The organism is Burkholderia sp. SR8 (assembly GCF_052851275.1).
In genome coordinates, this window is record NZ_JAULUC010000008.1 from 228,331 (window position 1) to 248,832 (window position 20,502).

Annotated in this window: 21 protein-coding genes; 7 read left to right on the top strand and 14 right to left on the bottom strand. The window is 69.1% G+C overall.

Annotated features, from left to right (window positions below; genetic code table 11):
• Nucleotides 1–11: 11 nt before the first annotated feature.
• Entirely contained in the window at nt 12–395 is a 384-nt protein-coding gene (locus Q3A80_RS13225; RefSeq protein WP_446329429.1) for an RcnB family protein, read from the top strand.
• A 56-nt stretch (nt 396–451) separates the two neighbouring features.
• Here Q3A80_RS13225 and Q3A80_RS13230 read toward each other — a convergent pair whose 3' ends face one another.
• The 14 genes from Q3A80_RS13230 to upp all read right to left on the bottom strand — a co-directional run bounded on the left by Q3A80_RS13230 (nt 452) and on the right by upp (nt 13,508).
• Complete coding sequence (locus tag Q3A80_RS13230; RefSeq protein WP_446329430.1) at nt 452–1,036, bottom strand: FUSC family protein; 585 nt, start codon at nt 1,034–1,036, stop codon at nt 452–454.
• A 36-nt stretch (nt 1,037–1,072) separates the two neighbouring features.
• Complete coding sequence (locus tag Q3A80_RS13235) at nt 1,073–2,341, bottom strand: MFS transporter (RefSeq protein ID WP_446329431.1); 1,269 nt, start codon at nt 2,339–2,341, stop codon at nt 1,073–1,075.
• Nucleotides 2,338–3,303 carry a PRC-barrel domain-containing protein gene (locus tag Q3A80_RS13240; protein ID WP_446329432.1) on the bottom strand — a complete coding sequence of 322 codons (966 nt, stop codon included), beginning with the start codon at nt 3,301–3,303 and terminating at the stop codon, nt 2,338–2,340. Before Q3A80_RS13240 ends, Q3A80_RS13235 begins: the two co-directional genes overlap by 4 nt.
• A gap of 261 nt (nt 3,304–3,564) precedes the next feature.
• Complete coding sequence (locus Q3A80_RS13245; RefSeq protein ID WP_446329433.1) at nt 3,565–4,698, bottom strand: collagen-like triple helix repeat-containing protein; 1,134 nt, start codon at nt 4,696–4,698, stop codon at nt 3,565–3,567.
• Nucleotides 4,699–5,199: 501 nt separating this feature from the next.
• Nucleotides 5,200–5,535 carry a YggL 50S ribosome-binding family protein gene (locus Q3A80_RS13250; protein WP_446329434.1) on the bottom strand — a complete coding sequence of 112 codons (336 nt, stop codon included), beginning with the start codon at nt 5,533–5,535 and terminating at the stop codon, nt 5,200–5,202.
• Nucleotides 5,536–5,625: 90 nt separating this feature from the next.
• The gene (rng, locus tag Q3A80_RS13255) at nt 5,626–7,095 is read right to left on the bottom strand and encodes a ribonuclease G (RefSeq protein ID WP_446329435.1); all 1,470 of its coding nucleotides are present in this window, start codon (nt 7,093–7,095) and stop codon (nt 5,626–5,628) included.
• Nucleotides 7,096–7,103: 8 nt separating this feature from the next.
• Entirely contained in the window at nt 7,104–7,751 is a 648-nt protein-coding gene (locus Q3A80_RS13260) for a Maf family protein (RefSeq protein WP_446329436.1), read from the bottom strand.
• Nucleotides 7,752–7,802: 51 nt separating this feature from the next.
• Entirely contained in the window at nt 7,803–8,273 is a 471-nt protein-coding gene (gene rlmH, locus Q3A80_RS13265) for a 23S rRNA (pseudouridine(1915)-N(3))-methyltransferase RlmH (RefSeq protein WP_446329437.1), read from the bottom strand.
• A gap of 16 nt (nt 8,274–8,289) precedes the next feature.
• Nucleotides 8,290–8,739 carry a ribosome silencing factor gene (rsfS, locus tag Q3A80_RS13270; RefSeq protein WP_446329438.1) on the bottom strand — a complete coding sequence of 150 codons (450 nt, stop codon included), beginning with the start codon at nt 8,737–8,739 and terminating at the stop codon, nt 8,290–8,292.
• Between the two features lie 4 nt (nt 8,740–8,743).
• Nucleotides 8,744–9,487 carry a nicotinate-nucleotide adenylyltransferase gene (locus Q3A80_RS13275; protein ID WP_446329439.1) on the bottom strand — a complete coding sequence of 248 codons (744 nt, stop codon included), beginning with the start codon at nt 9,485–9,487 and terminating at the stop codon, nt 8,744–8,746.
• A gap of 8 nt (nt 9,488–9,495) precedes the next feature.
• Nucleotides 9,496–10,416 (bottom strand): oxygen-dependent coproporphyrinogen oxidase, encoded by a 921-nt coding sequence (hemF, locus tag Q3A80_RS13280; RefSeq protein ID WP_446329440.1) that lies wholly within the window; start codon nt 10,414–10,416, stop codon nt 9,496–9,498.
• A gap of 119 nt (nt 10,417–10,535) precedes the next feature.
• Complete coding sequence (gene purD / locus Q3A80_RS13285) at nt 10,536–11,816, bottom strand: phosphoribosylamine--glycine ligase (RefSeq protein WP_446329441.1); 1,281 nt, start codon at nt 11,814–11,816, stop codon at nt 10,536–10,538.
• A gap of 105 nt (nt 11,817–11,921) precedes the next feature.
• Nucleotides 11,922–12,650, bottom strand: coding sequence for a YebC/PmpR family DNA-binding transcriptional regulator (locus tag Q3A80_RS13290; RefSeq protein ID WP_446329442.1), 729 nt, complete (start codon nt 12,648–12,650; stop codon nt 11,922–11,924).
• A gap of 207 nt (nt 12,651–12,857) precedes the next feature.
• The gene (gene upp, locus Q3A80_RS13295; RefSeq protein ID WP_006478229.1) at nt 12,858–13,508 is read right to left on the bottom strand and encodes a uracil phosphoribosyltransferase; all 651 of its coding nucleotides are present in this window, start codon (nt 13,506–13,508) and stop codon (nt 12,858–12,860) included.
• 246 nt (nt 13,509–13,754) lie between these two features.
• Here upp and Q3A80_RS13300 point away from each other — a divergent pair, with 246 nt between their 5' ends.
• The 6 genes from Q3A80_RS13300 (at nt 13,755) to kdpB (ending at nt 20,502) form a co-directional block, all read left to right on the top strand.
• On the top strand, nt 13,755–14,534 hold the full coding sequence (locus Q3A80_RS13300) for an SDR family oxidoreductase (RefSeq protein WP_446329443.1): 780 nt from the start codon (nt 13,755–13,757) through the stop codon (nt 14,532–14,534).
• 61 nt (nt 14,535–14,595) lie between these two features.
• Nucleotides 14,596–14,988 (top strand): methylglyoxal synthase, encoded by a 393-nt coding sequence (locus tag Q3A80_RS13305; RefSeq protein WP_034208002.1) that lies wholly within the window; start codon nt 14,596–14,598, stop codon nt 14,986–14,988.
• Nucleotides 14,989–15,145: 157 nt separating this feature from the next.
• On the top strand, nt 15,146–16,120 hold the full coding sequence (locus Q3A80_RS13310; protein WP_446329444.1) for a quinone oxidoreductase family protein: 975 nt from the start codon (nt 15,146–15,148) through the stop codon (nt 16,118–16,120).
• Nucleotides 16,121–16,452: 332 nt separating this feature from the next.
• Complete coding sequence (gene kdpF / locus Q3A80_RS13315; RefSeq protein ID WP_040144707.1) at nt 16,453–16,545, top strand: K(+)-transporting ATPase subunit F; 93 nt, start codon at nt 16,453–16,455, stop codon at nt 16,543–16,545.
• A complete protein-coding gene (kdpA, locus tag Q3A80_RS13320) occupies nt 16,542–18,347 on the top strand; it encodes a potassium-transporting ATPase subunit KdpA (RefSeq protein WP_446329445.1) in 1,806 nt (601 codons plus the stop codon). The genes kdpF and kdpA overlap by 4 nt, the downstream gene beginning before the upstream one ends.
• A 43-nt stretch (nt 18,348–18,390) precedes the next feature.
• A complete protein-coding gene (gene kdpB / locus Q3A80_RS13325) occupies nt 18,391–20,502 on the top strand; it encodes a potassium-transporting ATPase subunit KdpB (RefSeq protein ID WP_446329446.1) in 2,112 nt (703 codons plus the stop codon).

A 20,502-nucleotide genomic window follows, 5' to 3' on the forward strand; every position in this document is an offset into this window, starting at 1 on the left:
AGGGAAGAACGATGAGGAAGATGCACGGGATGATGCTGGCCGCGCTGCTCGCGGCGGGAGTCGCGGCGCCGGCCGCGATGGCGCAGGGGCACGGTAACGACAACGATCACGGCGGCCCCGGCATGCAGCGCGGTCACGGCCCGAAGCACATGCCGCCAGGCCAGGCGATGCATCGCGACGACGATGTGCCGCCGCGCTGGGCCGACCAGCCGCGCCGCGACTGGCACAAGGGCGACCGGCTTCCGAGCGAATTCCGCGACCGCCAGTACGTGGTCGACGACTGGCGCGGCTACCACCTGAGCCCGCCGCCGCGCGGCTATCACTGGGTCGGCGTCGGCGGCGACTATCTGCTCGTGCAGATCGGCTCCGGTATCGTGCTGCGCGTCGGTCCGTAACGTTTTCCGCCGATCACCGATTCATCCGGTTGCCGGGCATGCGCCCGGCAACCGCGTCATGCGTTGCCGTCCTTGCGACGGTCCGCCGCCCGGCGGAGCCAAAGCCGTTCGATCCGCGACATCAGCCAGCACACGCCGAGCGCGCACACGGTGCCGAGCGCCACTTCCCCGAGTCGCATCAGCGGAATGTCCCAGAGCGGGCCGTTGCCCGGAAACAGCAGCACGATCGTCGCGGTCACGCCGCCGAGCCGTGCCGCGCTGCCGACGTTCAGGCACCAGCAGGCGACGATCGTGATCGCGACCGCCAGCGCATACGCGACGAGGCGATCGCCGCCGAGCGCCGCGCCCGCGAAGCCGAGCAGGCCGCCGATCATCGCGCCGACGAACTGGTCGCGCGACAGCGACATCGTGTCCGAGTAGTTGTGCTGCGTGACGGCGATCGCGGTGATCGCCGCCCACACGGCCTGCTCGGTGTGCAGCGCGCGGCCGATCGCATATGCGACGCATGCGCCGCAGACGGCCTGCAGCGCCATCAGCGCGCCTTGCGTGAGCCGTTCGCCGAAGGTCAGCCCCTTGAACAGATCGAAGATCGACTGCTGGATCTGCCGGCGGGCTTCGTTGAGGGTCCTGATCGTATCCATCGTCTGCGTGGCGGGAAGCGGTGCGGGGCGAGCGCGTCAGTGCGTCTGCTCCGACGGCGCGGTGGCCGCCTCGTCGGTGGTCGAGTCGCCGTTGTCGACGCGCGTTTCCGGCATCGCGAGCCACACCAGCAGCACCGCGAGCGCGCCCGCGGCCGCGAGTCCGAAGAAGCTGACCGCGTTGCCGAAGTGATCGGCGACGTAGCCGGCCACGGCCGTGCTGAGCGTCGCGCCGATCCCGGCCGACAGGCCGAACAGCCCGATGCACAGGTTGTAGCGGCCCTTGCCGGCCGCGACGTCGGCCGCGATCAGCGGCAGCATCACGCCGAACACGGCCGCGCTGATGCCGTCGAGCATCTGCACCGGCACAAGCAGGTACGGGCTGCTCACGCCGGCGAACAGCAGGGCGCGCACCGGCAGCGCCGAGAAGCCGAGCAGCAGGATCGGCCGGCGCCCCCAGCGTTGCGCGGAGCGGCCGACCCATGGCGACAGCATCGCGACGATCGCCTGCGGCACGATGATGCACGCGGCGATCACGAGCTGCACGTTCTCGCCCATCCCGGCCGTCACTTCGCCGGCCGCGAGGTTGAGCATCGCCGCGTTCGACAGGTGGAACAGCACGACGCACGCGGCGAAGGTCAGCATCCGGCGATCGCGCAGCAGTTCGAGCAGCGTCTCGCGTTCCTCGCCTTCGTCGTGATCGTCGCGCTCGTCGGGTTTCGACGCATGCGGAATCACTTCGTGCGTCGGCTGGATCATCGCGAGCGCGAACAGCGCGGGCAACGCGAGCACGGCGGTCAGCCAGAACACCGCGCGCGCGGAGAAGTACTCGCCGGTGAGCCCCATCAGGCCCGCGGCGACCGCGCTGCCGATCGACGCCCAGCGCGCATTGCGGCCGAGCCGGTCGCCGAGATCCGCGCGGCCGACGAGCGAGAACGAGATCGCGGCCATCGCCGGCACGAGCATGCAGCTCGCGAAGCCGTGGAATACCTCGGCCGCGATCACCGGCACGATCGTCGGGCTCGATGCGAGCAGCACCGCGGACAGGATGATCGCGGCGATCGCCCACGCGGCCGCGCCTTTCTTGTTCTTCAGCGCGTCGACGGCGGCGCCGCCCGGCACCTGGCTGACCATCGCGCTGATCGTGCCGATCGACAGCACCATGCCGATCTCGCCCTGCGTCCACTTGTGCGATGCGAGGTAGGACGCGATGAACGGACCGAAGCCGGTCTGAACGTTTGCAACGAAGAAGTTGAGCCAGTCGAGGGCCCGGAGACTGCGAACGCTGACGGAATGCTTGATCGTCATCGGGCAGTACTCGCAGACGAAGCCGGTACGGCGGCGGGAATCGGCGGCGACACCACGACGATCGGCTTGTCGGCCGCGTAGGGCGGCGACGCCTTGATCTGCGCGTCGTTCAGGTCGAGCTGCGGATGCAGTGCCTTGTCGCGCGTGACGAAGCGCAGCGCGCCCCAGCTCGCGGCGATCGACCGGCGGTCGGTGTTCACGAGCCCGCCGAGGTCGAGCACGACGGCCTGCGGCTGCGCGGCGCGGTCGATCAGCACGTCGACGACGCGGCCGATCTTCGTGCCGTTCGGGCGCTCGACGTCGCTGTCGAGCATCGGCAGGCGCGTCGCGGGCGAGGCGGCGGCCGAACCCGACAGCGGCACGGCCTTGGGCCGCGCGGCCGGCGGAAGGTCGCCCGACGGCACGTCGAGCACGATCGGCTCCTGCTTGCCGCCCGGCGTGAAGCGGAACACGTTCCACGGGAAGCTGACCTTGCGGTCGCCGATGCCCATGAAGCCCTGCAGGTTGACGATCATCTCGCGCGGCTTGCCGCCCGCATCGACGACCATGTCGACCGCCCGGCCGATCACCTTGCCGTTGCGGCGCGCGACTTCGCTGTCGAGCAGCGCATGGATCTGGCTGCGCTCGACCGGGCGCGTCGCGACCAGCGGAGGCGGTGGAGGGGGCGGCGGTGTCGGCGTTTCGGGGCGCTGCACCGGCTTCGGCCGCGGCGCCTCGCGGTGCGGCTTCTTCGGCGCTTCCGGTTCCTCGGGCTGCACGAGCGGCGGCACGGGCGGCATCGTCAGCGGTTCGCCGGCGGCTTCCCCGACGGGCTCGACGAGCGCCTCGCTGATCGGTGCGGGCGGGTTCTGCGTCGGCAGCAGCCCGCAGCCGGACAGCAGCGCGGCGGCGGCCAGAACGAGGAAGACCGTCGAGGACGGGAACGGCATGCGGGATGCGGGAAACGGAAGTCCGCCGCTCATTGACACTCACTCCATGGGTCGGGGGCGCGCCCGAAGGCTCGCGGCTGGCGATGGATGGCGGGTGCGGGCGGCGCACCACGCGAGGTGAGAGTTTAACGTGTCTTCCTTTCAGGACCGATTTCTGCGGAGGATTGCGGGGCGGTTTGGCGGACGCGGGATGGATCGCCGGAGGGGCGGCGTCGGGGCCGCAACGAACGCGGCGCCCGGCCGTCGACGACGGTACGGGCGCCGCATGGTCCGGCTCGACGTTACCTGGCGACGTTATCTGGCCAGCGAGCCGAGTGCCGTCGTCACCGGCGCGAGCAGGCCGCCGCCGGTCTTCGACAGCGTGCCGCCGCCGGTGCCGCTGGTGCCGCCGGTGCCGCCCGTGAGGCCGCCGACCGTCGACGTGAGCGCAGCGGCCGCGTTGCTGCCGCCCGTCGCGCTGCCGAGCGTGCCGGTCGACAGCAGCCCCGTCACCGGTGCGAGCGGATTCGTCGCGGCCGAGCCGCCGCCGAGCAGCGCCGTGCCGGCGGTCGCGACCGTGTTGCCGGTCGCGGTCACGACGTTGCCGACGCCGGTCGTGACCGGATTGCCGCCCGTCTTCGCGATCGTCGTGCCCGCGTTCGCGACACCGGTGCCGACGGTCGTCACGAGGTTCGTCAGCGGCGCGCCGAGCGGCGTGCTGGCCGCGGCCGTCTGCGTGAGCGAACCGACGGTCGTCGTGATCGGCGTGATCACCGAGCTGGCCGTGCCCGTCACTTGCGCGACCGGGCCGGTCGACAGTTGCGTGCCGAGCGTGCCGCCGGCGCCCGCGATCGTGTTGCCGAGCGTCGTCACCGCACCGCCGGCCGGCGACGTGACGGGCGCGAGCGGCGCCAGTGCCGAGCCGCTGGCGCCGAGGCTCGACACGACGCCGCCGGTCGCGGCCACCGCATTGCCGAGGTTCGTGACCACGCCGCCCGTGCTCGCGACCGTCGTGCCGACCGGGTCCGACGTCGCGCCGAGCTGGCCGAGGCCCGAACCGAGGCCGGTGCCGAGCGTCGTGACCGCCGCGCCGACGTCCTGCACGACCGCGCCGAGCCCCTGAGTCGTCGTGGGGCTCGTGCCGGGCACCGACTGCTCCGCGATCGTCGTGCCGACACCCGAAATGGCGCCGCCGCCGGCCGTCACGATGTTGCTCGATGCCGCGGTGGTCTGGCCGACGCCGTTGGCCGACGCGCCGCTTGTGCCACTCGTGCCGCTGCCCGTGCCGCCGGTCGATGCCGTCGTGTCGCCGGACCCTGATCCGGAGCCGCCGGTGCCCTGGCTCAGCGAGCCGGAGCCGCCGCATGCGGACAGCGACATCAGCGCCGCGGCGCCGGCCGCGATCATGATCATTCGGAGTCCTGCTTGATGGATGGTTGGCGTGTTCATGTCGTCCTCGTCTCGATTATGGAAATGGATCAGGCGGGCTTCGTGTGCGCCGGGATGTCGTCGCTGCGGAAGTGAAGCGTCGGGCGCATCGTTGTTGTCTCCCTGATTGACCTGTCGCCGTGTCGCGTATTCGCCTGAGTCGGAATCCGGAGCGCTTGCAGGACGAGCCGTTTGCATTCTTTCGTCTTGCTTGCCGATCGTGCCGGAAATCACCGGATTCGTGCGATCAGAGTAGGTCCGCCGGCGTCAGCCGTCTTTTAATGATCGTTAAATTGAAGTAAGCGTCCGATTCAATGCCGGCGTCGGGGTAATCACCGTCGACGCGACGCGAATCGTGTGATTGGGCGCTGTCGGGAGGAGGGGGACTTGCGGGCGGGGTGCGCGGAGACGGGAAGACGGGAAGGCGGGAAGGCGGGAAGACGCCGGCATGGCGCCCGGCTTGCCCGCCGATCCCGGCGGGCAGCGCGCGGGCGCCGCGCGACGTGCGAAGCGACTGGAGCGTCAGGCGTCCGGATACCACGCGTCGCTGAATTCGCTGACCCGGACGTCGGTCAGCTCCGGACGTGCGGCGAGCCATCCGCGCACGGCTTCGCGATCGGCGTCGGTCGTCGTGCCGCGCGGTGCGCCGGAGATCACGTACGCGCCGATGCCTTCGTCGGCCGATGCGACGGTCAGCAGCCCGTTCGCTTCGACGAAATCGATGAACGCGTCGATCAGCTGGCCGCGCTCGAGATCGGACAGCTCGTTGCGGTATTGCGCGGTCGCGTTGAACGCGAGTTCCTGGAACTCGGCGATGTGGAGTTTCTTGCGCTGGCGGCGGTTGTGGCGTTTGCTCATGGTGTGTGATGAACGGGAAGAGGGAAAGGAAGCGGCGGCGGGCACCGCCTCGGGCGCCGCGCGGCAACGCCGGCGGCGGGCAGCGGAACGTTACATCAGCACGATATCGTACTGCTCCTGGCTCAGGTTCGACTCGACCTGCAGCGACACCGGCTTGCCGATGAAGTCGATCAGCATCGCGAGATGCTGCGATTCCTCGTCGAGGAACAGGTCGATCACCTGCTGCGCGGCGATCACGCGGAATTCGCGCGGATTGAACTGGCGCGACTCGCGCAGGATCTCGCGCAGGATGTCGTAGCACACGGTGCGCGACGTCTTCACCTGGCCCTTGCCCTGGCAGGTCGGACACGGCTCGCACAGCACGTGCGCGAGCGATTCGCGCGTGCGCTTGCGCGTCATCTCGACGAGCCCGAGCTGCGAGAAGCCGTTGACCGTCACGCGCGTGCGGTCGCGCGACAGCGCCTTCTTCAGCTCGGACAGCACCGCGTCGCGATGCTCGGCGTTCTCCATGTCGATGAAGTCGATGATGATGATCCCGCCGAGGTTGCGCAGCCGCAGCTGCCGCGCGATCGTGTGCGCGGCCTCGAGGTTGGTCTTGAAGATCGTGTCGTCGAAGTTGCGCGCGCCGACGTACCCGCCGGTGTTCACGTCGATCGTCGTCATCGCCTCGGTCTGGTCGATCATCAGGTAGCCGCCCGACTTCAGGTCGACGCGGCGCGACAGCGCGCGCTGGATCTCCGTCTCGATGTTGTACAGGTCGAACAGCGGCCGCTCGCCGGTGTAGTGATGCAGCTTCGGGCTCACCGCCGGCGTGAACTCGCCGGCGAATTCCGCGAGGCGCTGGTAGGTTTCGCGCGAGTCGACCTGGATGCGCGTCGTGTCGTCGTTCGCGAAATCGCGCAGCACGCGCTGCGCGAGGTCGAGGTCCTGGTACAGCAGGCTCGTCGCCGGCAGCCGCTGCGCCTGCGCGACGATCGTCGCCCAGGTCTTGCGCAGGTACGCGACGTCGCCGGCCAGTTCGTCGGAGGTCGCATCCTCGGCAATCGTGCGCACGATGTAGCCGCCTTTCTCGTCCGGCGGGATCACGGCGGTCAGCCGCGCGCGCACGGCCTCGCGCTCGGCCTCGCTCTCGATCTTCTGCGAGATGCCGATGTGCGGCTCCTGCGGCAGGTACACGAGCGTGCGGCCCGCGATGCTCACCTGCGTCGACAGCCGCGCGCCCTTCGTGCCGATCGGATCCTTGATCACCTGGACCATCAGCGTCTGGCCTTCGAACACGGTCTTCTCGATCGGCTGGTGCGGCGCGCCCGACTGCGGCTCGCCGGCGAGGCGCGGATGCCAGATGTCCGCGACGTGCAGGAACGCCGCGCGCTCGAGGCCGATGTCGATGAACGCCGACTGCATGCCGGGCAGCACGCGCACGACCTTGCCGAGGTAGATGTTGCCGACCCGCCCGCGCGACAGCGTGCGTTCGACGTGAAGCTCCTGCACCGCGCCTTGCTGGACGAGTGCGACCCGCGTTTCCTGCGGCGTGAGGTTGATCAGGATTTCTTCGTTCATGGTGGGATTCAGAAGGCGACGCGCGCGCGGCGCAGCAGCGCGGCAGTCTCAAAAAGGGGCAGACCCATGATACCCGAATGGGAGCCGTCGATTCGCTCGATGAATTCGGCCGCGCGGCCCTGGATCGCGTACGCGCCGGCCTTGCCGAACGGCTCGCCGGTGTCGACGTAGCGCTCGAACGCCGCGCGCGGGGCGGCGCAGAAGCGCACCGACGAGCGCGACAGCGCGGGCGGCAGCAGTTCGCCGTCGGCGCCGATCACCGCGACGGCCGTCAGCACCGCGTGTTCGCGGCCGGCGAGGCGGGTCAGCATCGCGAGCGCGTCGTCGGCATCGGCCGGCTTGCCGAGGATCCGGCCGTCGATCGTCACCGTGGTGTCCGCGACGAGCACCGGCGCGGCCGGCTTGCCGCTCGCGACGAGGCGCGCACGCGCGGCCTCGGCCTTCGCGACGGTCACGCGCTGCACGTACGCATCGGCGGCTTCGCCGGGCAGCTCGGCCTCGAGCGCCTCGGCGTCCTCGTCCGGGCGCGGCAGCAGCAGTTCGAAGCGCACGCCGATCTGCTGCAGCAGCTCCTGGCGGCGCGGGCTTTGGGAGGCGAGGTAAAGCGTCTGGAACAGCGGGGTCGGAGAAAGCGGGGAGGGCGTGCTGGACGGCATGGTGTCGTTATCTCGTTGAGCGCGCGCGGCGCGCGTCCCGAGGACGACGCGTCATGCGCGGTGATAGGGGTGATTCTGCGTGATGCTCCACGCCCGGTAAAGCTGTTCGGCGAGCAGCACGCGCACCATCCCGTGCGGCAGCGTCATGCTCGAGATGCGTAGCAGCAGGTCGGCGCGCGCCTTGAGTTCCGGATCGAGCCCGTCTGCACCGCCGATCACGAACGCGACGTCACGGCCGTCCTGCTGCCAGCCGGGCAGTGCCTGCGCGAGCTGCATCGTGGTCCAGTCGCGGCCGCGCTCGTCGAGCGCGACGATGCGCGCACCCTTCGGCAGCGCGGCGTCGATCTTCTGCCGCTCGGCCGCCATCACGCTTTCCGCGCTGCGGCCGCCCGAACGCAGTTCGGGCTTGATCTCGCGCAGCTCGATGCGCAGCTCGGGCGGCATCCGCTTCGTGTATTCGTCGAAGCCGGACGCGATCCAGCCGGGCATCTTGTGGCCGACCGCGAGGATGAAAAGCTTCATCGGGACGACCCGCGACTCAGCGGCGGCGCGCCGCCGTCTTGCGCGCCGGCCGCGCGGGCGCTGCTTCTTCCTCGTCGTCCTCGTCTTCGCTGGCGGTCGCGAGACCGTTCGGGCCCTTGCCGCCGCCGAGCTTCATCCGTACGGGCTTGTCGCCCCAGATTTCCTCGAGGTTGTAGTACTGGCGCAGCGCGGGCTGCAGGATGTGCACGATCGCGTCGCCGCAATCGACCAGCACCCATTCGCCGGTGTCTTCGCCCTCGGAGCTGACGATGTCGCCGCCGGCTTCCTTGACCTTGTCGCGCACGCTCGATGCGAGCGCCTTGGTCTGGCGGTTCGACGTGCCCGACGCGACGATCACGCGGTCGAACAGTTCGGTCAGGTGGCTGGTGTTGAACACCTTGATGTCTTGCGCCTTGATGTCTTCGAGAGCGTCGACGATCACGCGCTGCAGTTTGCGGATATCCATGGAATCAGGAATGGTAGAGACGATGTTGAAGAATATAGGCCCAGACGGCGGCCGGCACATGCTCGGCCGACGCATCGGGCATTTGCGCATGACGCGCGATGCATTCGCGCAGGTGCGCACGGATGTCGGTTGCGGCGATATCGAACGCCAGCGTCGTGTCGATCAGCAGATGGCCGGCCGGCGTGGCTTTCAGCACGTCGGCGCCGGCCCGGCGCCGCGCGATTTCGTGCGTGACCGCGGGCGGCGCCGCGCCGAGGTCGAAACCGGGGCGCGTCGACACGCACACGTGCGCGTAGTCGAACAGCTTGCGCCAGTCGCGCCACGTGTCGAGCCGCACCAGCTGGTCGGCGCCGATCAGCAGCGACAGCGATGCATCGGCGCCGATCCGCTCGCGCCAGCGCGCGAGCGTCTCGACCGTATAGGTCGGCCCGTCGTGCTCGATCTCGTCGGTCGCGACGGTAACCGTCACGCCGGGCAGCGACAGCGCGCCGGCAGCGGCGCGCGTCATCGCGAGCCGGTGCTCGGCGGCCGACACGTCGCGTTTCTGGTACGGCTGTCCGGCCGGCAGCAGTGCGAGCTCGGTCAGGCCGAGCACGTCGGCGAACCGCCGCGCGAGCGCGAGGTGGCCGTCGTGGATCGGGTCGAACGTGCCGCCCAGCAGGCCGATGCGACGTGACAGCGGGCGCGGCTGCGGGGCGGGGCGGGCGGTGGTGTCCAGAAAAACGTGTCCTGTTCTTGAAGCGGCCAAGCGGCGGGTCAGACCCAGTCGCGCGGCACGAGGTATTCGGCGAGGCGCGCTTCCGGCGAACCGGGCTCTGGCTGCCAGTTGTAGCGCCAGTTCGCGACCGGCGGCATCGACATCAGGATCGATTCGGTGCGGCCGCCGCTTTGCAGGCCGAACAGCGTGCCGCGGTCGAACACAAGGTTGAATTCGACGTAGCGGCCGCGCCGGTAAGCCTGGAAATCGCGCTCGCGCTCGCCGTACGGCAGCGCGGCGCGGCGCTCGACGATCGGCAGGTACGCGTTCAGGAACGCATCGCCGACGCTTTGCATCATCTCAAACGAGCGTTCGAATCCGGGTTCCGAGAAATCGTCGAAGAAGATCCCGCCGACGCCGCGCGTCTCGTTGCGGTGCTTCAGGAAGAAATACCCGTCGCACCACGTCTTGAAACGCGGATACAACTCGGCCCCGAACGGGTCGAGCGCGCCCTTGCAGGTCTGGTGGAAATGCCGCGCGTCGTCGTCGAACGGATAAACCGGTGTCAGATCCATGCCGCCGCCGAACCAGAAGATCGGCGCGTCGCCCGGCTTCGTCGCGATCAGCATCCGCACGTTCATGTGCACGGTCGGGCAGTACGGGTTGCGCGGGTGCAGCACGAGCGACACGCCGAGCGCCTCGAAGCCGCGGCCGGCCAGCTGCGGGCGTGCGGCGCTCGCCGACGGCGGCAGCGCGTCGCCCGCGACGTCGGAAAAACCGATCCCCGCGCGCTCGAACACGCGGCCGCCTTCGAGAATCCGCGTGCAGCCGCCGCCGCGCAGGCGCTCTTCAGGCCCGCGCTGCCACGCGTCGGTCGCGAGCGGCGTGCCGTCGAGCGCGCCGAGCGCGTCGGCGATGCGTGTCTGCAGGCCCTGGAGGTACGTGCGCACGCGCGCCACGTCGTAGGTCGAATCGGTCATGTCTGAACTGGGTGCCCGCGCACGAAGCAGGGGCCGTAAAAAAGGCATCTGCCGGGCATTCTAGCGAACCCCGGCAGAGGAGCGGGCGCGCAGCGTCGCGGCGCGCCCGAAGCGAAACGTCACGCGCTCTTGCGGTTCAGCGCGCGGAAACCGATGTCGCGGCGGTACTGCATGCCTTCGAAGTTGATCTGGTTGATCGCATCGTACGCATGCTGCTGCGCTTCGCGCACCGAATCGGCGAGGCCGACCACGCACAGCACGCGGCCGCCCGACGTGACGAGCTTGTCGCCGTCGGCGAGCGTCGTGCCCGCATGGAACGTCACTGCCTGCTCGGTCTCGGCCGGGATCCCGTTGATGCGGTCGCCCTTGCGCGGCGCGTCCGGATAGCCGTGCGCGGCCAGCACGACGCCGAGCGCGGTGCGGCGGTCCCAGTCGAGCTCGACCGTGTCGAGCGTGCCCGCGATCGCCTGTTCGACGACCTTCGAGAAATCGCTCTTCAGACGCGCCATGATCGGCTGCGTCTCGGGGTCGCCCATCCGGCAGTTGAATTCCAGCGTGCGCGGATTGCCTTCCTTGTCGATCATCAGGCCCGCATACAGGAAGCCCGTGAAGCGGATGCCGTCCTTCTCCATCCCGCGCACCGTCGGCATGATGATTTCGCGCATCACACGTGCGTGCATCTGCGGCGTGACGATCGGCGCGGGCGAGTACGCGCCCATGCCGCCGGTGTTCGGGCCGCGGTCCTCGTCGAGCAGGCGCTTGTGGTCCTGGCTCGAAGCGAGCGCCAGCGCATGCTTGCCGTCGACCATCACGATGAAGCTCGCTTCCTCGCCGTCGAGGAATTCCTCGATCACGACGCGTGCGCCGGCGTCCCCGAGCTTGTTGCCCGACAGCATCATGTCGACCGCCGCATGCGCTTCTTCGAGCGTCATCGCGACGACGACGCCCTTGCCGGCCGCGAGGCCGTCGGCCTTCACGACGATCGGCGCACCCTTCGCGTCGATGTACGCGTGCGCGGCCGCGGCATCCGAGAAGGTTTCGTAGTCGGCGGTCGGAATGCCGTGACGCTTCATGAACGCCTTCGCGAAATCCTTCGAGCTTTCGAGCTGCGCGGCTTCGCGCGTCGGGCCGAACACCTTCAGGCCGCGCGCGCGGAACAGGTTGACGATGCCGGCCGCGAGCGGCGCTTCCGGCCCGACGAGCGTGAATGCGACACCTTCGCTTTCCGCGAAATCGGCCAGCGCGTCGAGCGACGTGATGTCGACGTTCTTCAGACGCTCGTCCTGCGCCGTGCCGCCATTGCCGGGCGCGACGTAGACCATCTGGACGCGCGGCGACTGCGCGAGCTTCCACGCCAGCGCATGTTCGCGGCCGCCGGAACCGACGACGAGTAGTTTCATGGGATTCCCCGCAGACTAGAAAACAGGGCGGCCGGCACGCTCAGGCGCGCCGGCCGCGAAATCGGTCGGGCCGCCGCCGCGACGATGCGCACGGCGGCCGGCATGTCATTCCTCGACGATGACGGCGTTCGTATACACCTCCTGCACGTCGTCGAGGTTCTCGAGCGCGTCCAGGAGCTTCTGCATCTTCACCGCATCGTCGCCGGTGAATTCGACTTCGTTCTGCGGCTTCATCGTCACTTCGGCGAGTTCGGCCTTGAAGCCCGCGGCTTCGAGCGCATCCTTCACCGCCGAGAACGCCTGCCAGTCGCACAGCACTTCGATCGAGCCGTCGTCGTTCGTGCTGACGTCGTCCGCGCCGGCTTCGAGCGCCGCTTCCATCAGCGCGTCTTCCGACGTGCCGGGCGCGAACAGGAACTGGCCGACGTGATCGAACATGAACGCGACCGAACCGTCGGTGCCCATGTTGCCGCCGAACTTCGAGAACGCGTGGCGGACCTCCGCGACCGTGCGCGTGCGGTTGTCGGTCAGCGTGTCGACGATGATCGCCGCGCCGCTGATGCCGTAGCCTTCGTAACGGATTTCTTCGTAGTTCGCGCCGTCCGCGCCGCCGACGCCGCGATCGATCGCGCGCTTGACGTTGTCCTTCGGCATGTTCGCGTCGGCCGCCTTGTCGACCGCGAGACGCAGACGCGGGTTCGAGCTCGCGTCGCCGCCGCCGAGGCGGGCCGCGACCTGGATTTCCTTGATCAGACGGGTCCAGATCTTGCCGCGCTTCGCGTCGGCCGCTGCCTTCTTATGCTTGATGTTGGCCCATTTCGAATGACCAGCCATACCTTTCTCCGTGCCCGGGCGCGCTCGCGCGGGCGATTGTGCCAATGTGTCGTTGAATCGGCGGCCGTGTGGGCGGGCGTGATGCCGCGGGGCCGCGCGTGTCGAGTGGAACGTGATTTTATCACGCGGCGGCCGCCGCTTCGGGGCCGCCGCGCATGGCCGAACGGCCGGACGGGCCGTCCCGGCGTGCCTGCGGGGGCGTCCCCGTCAGTTCTTCGTGCCGAACAGGCGGTCGCCCGCGTCGCCGAGGCCCGGCACGATGTACGCGTGCTCGTTCAGGTGCGAGTCGAGCGACGCGACGAACAGCTTCACGTCCGGGTGCGCGTCCTGGAACACCTGCACGCCCTCGGGCGCGGCGACCAGCGCGACGAACATGATGTTCGCGGCCGGCACGTTGCGGCGCTTGAGCACGTCGACCGCGTGCACGGCCGAATAGCCGGTCGCGACCATCGGGTCGCACAGGATGAAGATGCGATCCTCGAGATCGGGCAGGCGCACCAGGTATTCGACCGGACGGTGGTCTTCGGCGCGGTACACGCCGATATGGCCGACGCGCGCGGACGGCACCAGGTCGAGCAGGCCGTCCGACATCCCGATGCCTGCGCGCAGCACCGGCACGATCGCGAGCTTCTTGCCCGCGATCACCGGCGCGTCGACCGCCACCAGCGGGGTTTCGACCCGCTTCGTCGTGATCGGCAGGTTGCGGGTGATCTCATAGCCCATCAGCAGCGTGATCTCGCGCAGGAGTTCACGGAACGTGCGCGTCGACGTGTCCTTGTCGCGCATGTGCGTGAGCTTGTGCTGAATCAGCGGGTGATCGGTGATGAAGAGGTTCGGGAAACGGCTGTCCTGTTTCATGACGGGGTGCCTTGGCGGCAAAAGAGGATCGGGGGCGGCGGCGCTGGGCCGGTTGCCGCTTATGGCCGCAATTTTAGCAAGGCGCGCCGCGCGATCCGGATATTATCGACGTCTCACGACAATCCGCGCGCCGCGTTCGCCGGTTCTCGGCCGGTGCTCGGCCGGCTTCCGGCCGTTCGCGTCCGGTCGCCGGTCCAGCGCCGCGGCGGGCAGGCGCCGGCGCGCGTCGCCACAAAGGAATCGACGATGGATCTCGGCATCGCAGGAAAGACCGCGCTCGTGTGCGCGGCGAGCAAGGGGCTCGGGCGCGGCTGCGCGGAAGCGCTGGCCGCCGAGGGCGTGAATCTCGTGATCGTCGCGCGCACGCGCGACACGCTGGAACAAACCGCGGAAGAGATCCGCGCCGCGTCCGACGTGTCGATCACCGCGGTCGCGTGCGACATCACGACGCCCGACGGGCGCGCGGCCGCGCTCGCCGCGTGCCCGCAGCCGGACATTCTCGTGACGAATGCCGGCGGCCCGCCGCCGGGCGACTTCCGCGATTTCTCGCACGACGACTGGATCCGCGCGCTGGACGCGAACATGCTGACGCCGATCGAGCTGATCCGCGCGACCATCGACGGGATGATCGCGCGCGGCTTCGGCCGGATCGTCAACATCACCAGTTCGGCCGTGAAGGCGCCGATCGACGTGCTCGCGCTGTCGAACGGCGCGCGCTCGGGGCTGACCGGCTTCGTCGCGGGGCTGTCGCGCAAGGTCGCGGGGCAGGGCGTGACGATCAACAACCTGCTGCCGGGGCTGTTCGACACCGACCGGATCGCGACGACGCTCGCCGCATCGGCGCAGGCGCAGGGCGTGACGGTCGACGAACTGCGCGCGCGCCGCACCAAGGATATCCCGGCCGGACGGCTCGGCACGCGCGCGGAATTCGGCGCGGCATGCGCGTTCCTGTGCAGCGTGCATGCCGGCTACATCACCGGGCAGAACTGGCTGCTCGACGGCGGTGCGTATCCGGGCACGTTCTGATGCCCGACGCGCGCCGCGCCATTCACGATTACGACAACCACTGAACGACGAAGGAACGGAGATGAGCAAACCCCGCATCGCATTGATTGCGCACGACGCGAAGAAGGACGAGATCGTCGCGCTCGCGGGCCAGTACCGCGAGACGCTCGCGCAATGCCGGCTGGTCGCGACCGGCACGACCGGCGGCCGCATCGCCGCCGCGCACGGGCTCGACGTCGAGCGCAAGCTGTCGGGGCCGCTCGGCGGCGACCTGCAGATCGGTGCGGAGCTGGCCGACGGCCGCGTCGACATCGTCGTGTTCCTGCGCGACCCGATGACCGCGCAGCCGCACGATCCGGACATCACCGCGCTGGTGCGCGCATGCGACGTGCACGACGTGCCGGTCGCGACCAACGTCGCAACCGCGCGGATGCTGCTCGACGATCTGGCGCGGAACATGCAGGACGTGTGCTGATCGCCGGCGAGCCCGATTGCCCCTGCTGACGGCAGGGCCATGCACGCGCGGCGGCGACGCGCGAGAATCGGGCGTCGCGGCGCGCAGCGGCCGGCGCAGGTCCGCACGCCCGCGGCCCGACTATCCCCTGACCGATTCTGAAACGAGGAGCGAAACGATGCCGAAAGCAATCCGATACGACCAGCCGGGCGGCCCGGACGTGATGAAGTGGGTCGATGTCGAGGTCGGCGAGCCGAAGGCGGGCGAAGTCCGCATCCGGCAGCACGCGGTCGGGCTCAACTACATCGACGTGTATTTCCGCACGGGCCTCTATCCGCAGCCGCTGCCCGGCGGCCTCGGGATGGAGGCGGCGGGCGAGGTGACGGCCGTCGGCGACGGCGTGACCGCGCTGAAGGCCGGCGACCGCGTCGCGTATGTCGGGCAGCCGCCGGGCGCGTATGCGCAGGAGCGCGTGATGCCGGCCGAGCGTGTCGTGAAGCTGCCGGACGGGATCAGCTACGACGACGCGGCGTCGGTGATGCTGCAGGGGCTGACCGCGCACTACCTGCTGCGCCGCACGTACCCGGTGAAGGCCGGCGACACGATCCTGATCCACGCGGCGGCCGGCGGGGTCGGCCTGCTCGTGTGCCAGTGGGCGAAGGCGCTCGGCGCGACCGTGATCGGGACCGTCGGCTCGGACGAGAAGGCCGCGCTCGCGAAGGCGCACGGCTGCGATCATCCGGTCGTCTACACGCGCGAGAACTTCACGCAGCGCGTGAAGGAGATCACGAACGGCGCGGGCGTGCCGGTCGTCTACGATTCGATCGGCAAGGACACCTACATCGGCTCGCTCGACTGCCTCGCGCCGCTCGGCTACTTCGTCAGTTTCGGCAACGCGTCGGGCCCGCTGCCGGCGATCGACTCGAAGGAATTCTCGTCGCGCGGCTCGCTGTTCTTCACGCGGCCGACGCTGTTCTCGTACATCGCGAAGCGTGCCGATCTCGAAGCCGCGGCCGCCGAGCTGTTCGACGTGATCCTGTCGGGCAACGTGAAGACGAGCATCAACCAGCGCTATCCGCTCGCGGAAGTCGGTCGCGCGCATGCCGACCTCGAGTCGCGCAAGACCACCGGCTCGACCGTCCTCGTTCCCTGACGCATCCCCTCCGTGCCGGCATCACGCCGGCACGTTCCATGGCGGGCGGCACCGGTGTGCCGCCCGTCCTGTCTCCCGACCCGCCGAAGTCGCGCCAACCGTTGCGCCTGCCGCTCCGCGCCGCACGCGTTTACGCGTTTTTTATACCGGGCCGATCACCTTTGTCCCGTCCTTTACGCGCGTTCCCATAACGTTCCAGTCGTCCGATTTCGACGATGGAGAACAAAAATGGATGGGGTTTTCATCGGCGCACTGGTGGTCTTCACCGCGCTGATCCTCGGTTTGATCGCCGGTTGCGAGAAGCTCGCGCAATACGGCCGCGGGGGGCGCGCATGAGCTGGATGCTTTGGCTGGCCGGCGCCTCGACGGCGCTGCTGTTCGCGTATCTCGTCTTTGCGCTGCTGCGCGCGGAGGACATCGAATGAACGCGAACAACCTGTTTCAGACGCTGCTGTTCATCGTCGTGCTGCTGGCCGCGGCCGTGCCGGTCGCGCGCTACCTGACGGGTGTGATGGACGGCACATCGCGCGCGGTGCGCGTGTTCGGGCCGCTCGAGCGCGCGCTGTACCGCATCGCCGGCGTCGATGCCGGCACCGAAATGAACTGGAAGCAATACGCGCTCGCGACGATCGCGTTCAATGCGCTCGGCGCGCTGTTCCTCTACGGCCTGCTGCGGCTGCAGGGCCTGCTGCCGGGCAATCCGCAGCAGTTCGGCGCGATGACCGTCGACGGCGCGTTCAACACGGCCGTCAGCTTCGTCACCAACACGAACTGGCAGGACTACACGCCCGAGCAGACCGTCAGCTACCTGACGCAGATGCTCGGCCTGACCGTGCAGAACTTCCTGTCGGCGGCCACAGGCATCGTCGTCGTGATCGCGCTGATCCGCGGCTTCGCGCGTCACACCGCGCAGACGATCGGCAATTTCTGGGTCGACCTCACGCGCGTGACGCTGTACGTGCTCGTGCCGATGTCGGTCGTGATCGCCGCGCTGCTGATGAGCCAGGGCGTGATCCAGAACATGAAGGCGTACCAGGACGTGCCGGTGCTGCAGGCGAGCACCTACGCGGCGCCGAAGCTCGACGCGCAGGGCAACGCGATCAAGGACGACAAGGGCAATCCGGTCACGGTGCCAACCCCGCTCGTGAAGCAGACGCTCTCGATGGGCCCGGTCGCGTCGCAGGAAGCGATCAAGATGCTCGGCACCAACGGCGGCGGCTTCTTCAACGCGAACTCCGCGCATCCGTACGAGAACCCGACGCCGTTCGCGAACTTCGTGCAGATCTTCGCGATCCTGATCATCCCGGCCGCGCTGTGCCTCGTGTTCGGCCGGATGATCGGCGACCGGCGGCAGGGCATCGCGGTGCTCGCGGCGATGACGGTGGCGTTCGCGGTCGCGGTCGGCGTCGAGATCAGCGCCGAGCAGGGTGGCAACCCGACGCTCGCCGCGCTGCACGTCGACCAGTCGGCGAGCGCGCTGCAGCCGGGCGGCAACATGGAAGGCAAGGAAACGCGCTTCGGGATCGCGCAGACCGGCATCTTCACGGTCGCGACGACGGCCGCGTCGTGCGGCGCGGTCGACACGATGCACGACTCGCTGACGCCGCTCGGCGGCCTCGTGCCGATGCTGCTGATGCAGCTCGGAGAAGTGATCTACGGCGGCGTCGGCTCCGGCCTCTACGGGATGCTCGTGTTCGCGCTGCTCGCGGTGTTCGTCGCCGGCCTGATGATCGGCCGCACGCCCGAATACGTCGGCAAGAAGATCGAGTCGTACGAAATGAAGATGGTGTCGATCGTCGTGCTGCTCACGCCGCTGCTCGTGCTGGTCGGCACGTCGATCGCCGTGCTCGCCGACGCGGGCAAGGCGGGCATCGCGAACCCGGGCCCGCACGGCTTCTCGGAAATCCTCTATGCGTTCAGCTCGGCCGCGAACAACAACGGCAGCGCGTTCGCGGGCCTGACGGTCGGCACGCCGTTCTACAACTGGATGACCGCGATCGCGATGTGGTTCGGCCGCTTCGGCACGATCGTGCCGGTGCTGGCGATCGCCGGCTCGCTCGCCGCGAAGAAGCGCATCGCGGTGACGAGCGGGACGCTGCCGACGCACGGCCCGCTGTTCGTCGTGCTGCTGCTCGGTACCGTGATGCTGGTGGGCGCGCTGACCTACGTGCCGGCGCTCGCGCTCGGCCCGGGCGTCGAGCATCTGATGATGTGGCTGGGCGCCTGACCCGTCCGCATGGCGATACATTGAAAAAGCTGAAGAGATCGCAATGACTCAACATTCCGCAACACGGTCCATGTTCGATCCGGCGCTGCTGCGTCCGGCGATCGTGGATTCGTTCAAGAAACTTACGCCGCGCACGCAGTTCCGCAACCCGGTGATGTTCTGCGTGTACGTCGGCAGCATCCTGACCACGATCCTGTGGATCGCGGCACTCTCCGGCCAGGCCGAGGCGCCGGCCGGCTTCATCCTCGCGATCGCGCTGTGGCTGTGGTTCACCGTGCTGTTCGCGAACTTCGCCGAAGCGCTCGCCGAAGGGCGTTCGAAGGCGCAGGCCGCGTCGCTGCGCAGCGCGAAGAAGGACGTGATGGCGAAGAAGCTGAACGAGCCGCACCCGAAGTCGCCGATCCGCATCACGACCGCGTCCGACCTGCGTAAAGGCGACGTCGTGCTGGTCGAGGCCGGCGACGTGATCCCGGCCGACGGCGAAGTCGTCGACGGCGTCGCGTCGGTCGACGAATCGGCGATCACCGGCGAATCCGCGCCGGTGATCCGCGAGTCGGGCGGCGACTTCTCGTCGGTGACGGGCGGCACGCGCGTGCTGTCCGACTGGATCGTTGTGACGGTCACCGCGAACCCGGGCGAGGCGTTCCTCGACCGGATGATCGCGATGGTCGAAGGCGCGAAGCGCAAGAAGACGCCGAACGAGGTCGCGCTGACGATCCTGCTCGTCGCGCTGACGATCGTGATGCTGCTCGCGACCGCGACGCTGCTGCCGTTCTCGATGTTCTCGGTGGAGGCGATGAAGTCCGGCCACGTGGTGACGATCACCGCGCTCGTCGCGCTGCTCGTGTGCCTGATCCCGACGACGATCGGCGGCCTGCTGTCCGCGATCGGCGTGGCCGGGATGAGCCGGATGATGCAGGCGAACGTGATCGCGACGTCGGGCCGCGCGGTGGAGGCGGCCGGTGACGTCGACGTGCTGCTGCTCGACAAGACCGGCACGATCACGCTCGGTAACCGTCAGGCGTCGATGTTCGTGCCGGCGCCGGGCGTGACCGAGGAAGCACTCGCCGACGCCGCGCAGCTGTCGTCGCTTGCCGACGAAACGCCGGAAGGCCGCAGCATCGTCGTGCTCGCGAAGGAGCGCTTCAACATCCGTCAGCGCGACATGGCGCAACTGCATGCGACGTTCCTCGGCTTTTCCGCGCAGACGCGGATGAGCGGCGTCGATCTCGCCCCGCAGGGGACGTCCGCCGGCGCGCGCGGCCGCGAGATCCGCAAGGGTGCGGCCGATGCGATCCGCCGCTACGTCGAGACGCACGGCAGCCGCTTCCCGGACGAGGTGCGCCGCGCGGTCGACGACGTCGCGCGCCGCGGCAGCACGCCGCTCGTCGTGGCCGAGCTGCAGGACGGCGTCGCGCGCGTGCTCGGCGTGATCGAGCTGAAGGACATCGTGAAGGGCGGCATCAAGGAGCGCTTCGCGGAACTGCGCAAGATGGGCATCAAGACGGTGATGGTGACGGGCGACAACCGGCTGACGGCCGCGGCGATCGCGGCGGAGGCGGGCGTCGACGACTTCCTCGCGGAAGCGACGCCGGAAACCAAGCTCGCGACGATTCGCGAGCACCAGGCGGCCGGGCGCCTCGTCGCGATGACGGGCGACGGCACCAACGACGCGCCGGCGCTCGCGCAGGCCGACGTCGCCGTCGCGATGAACACCGGCACGCAGGCGGCGAAGGAGGCCGGCAACATGGTCGACCTCGATTCGAACCCGACGAAGCTGATCGAGATCGTCGAGATCGGCAAGCAGATGCTGATGACGCGCGGCTCGCTGACGACGTTCTCGATCGCGAACGACATCGCGAAGTATTTCGCGATCATCCCGGCCGCGTTCGTGACGACGTACCCGCAGCTGAAGGTGCTCGACATCATGCACCTCACGTCGCCCGCGTCGGCGATCCTGTCGGCGGTGATCTTCAACGCGCTGATCATCGTCGCGCTGATCCCGCTCGCGCTGAAGGGCGTCACGTACCGGCCGCTCGGCGCCGCGTCGCTGCTGCGCCGCAACCTGCTGGTGTACGGCCTCGGCGGCGTGCTGCTGCCGTTCCCGTTCATCAAGCTGATCGACATGACGCTCGCCGCGCTCGGCTGGGCGTGA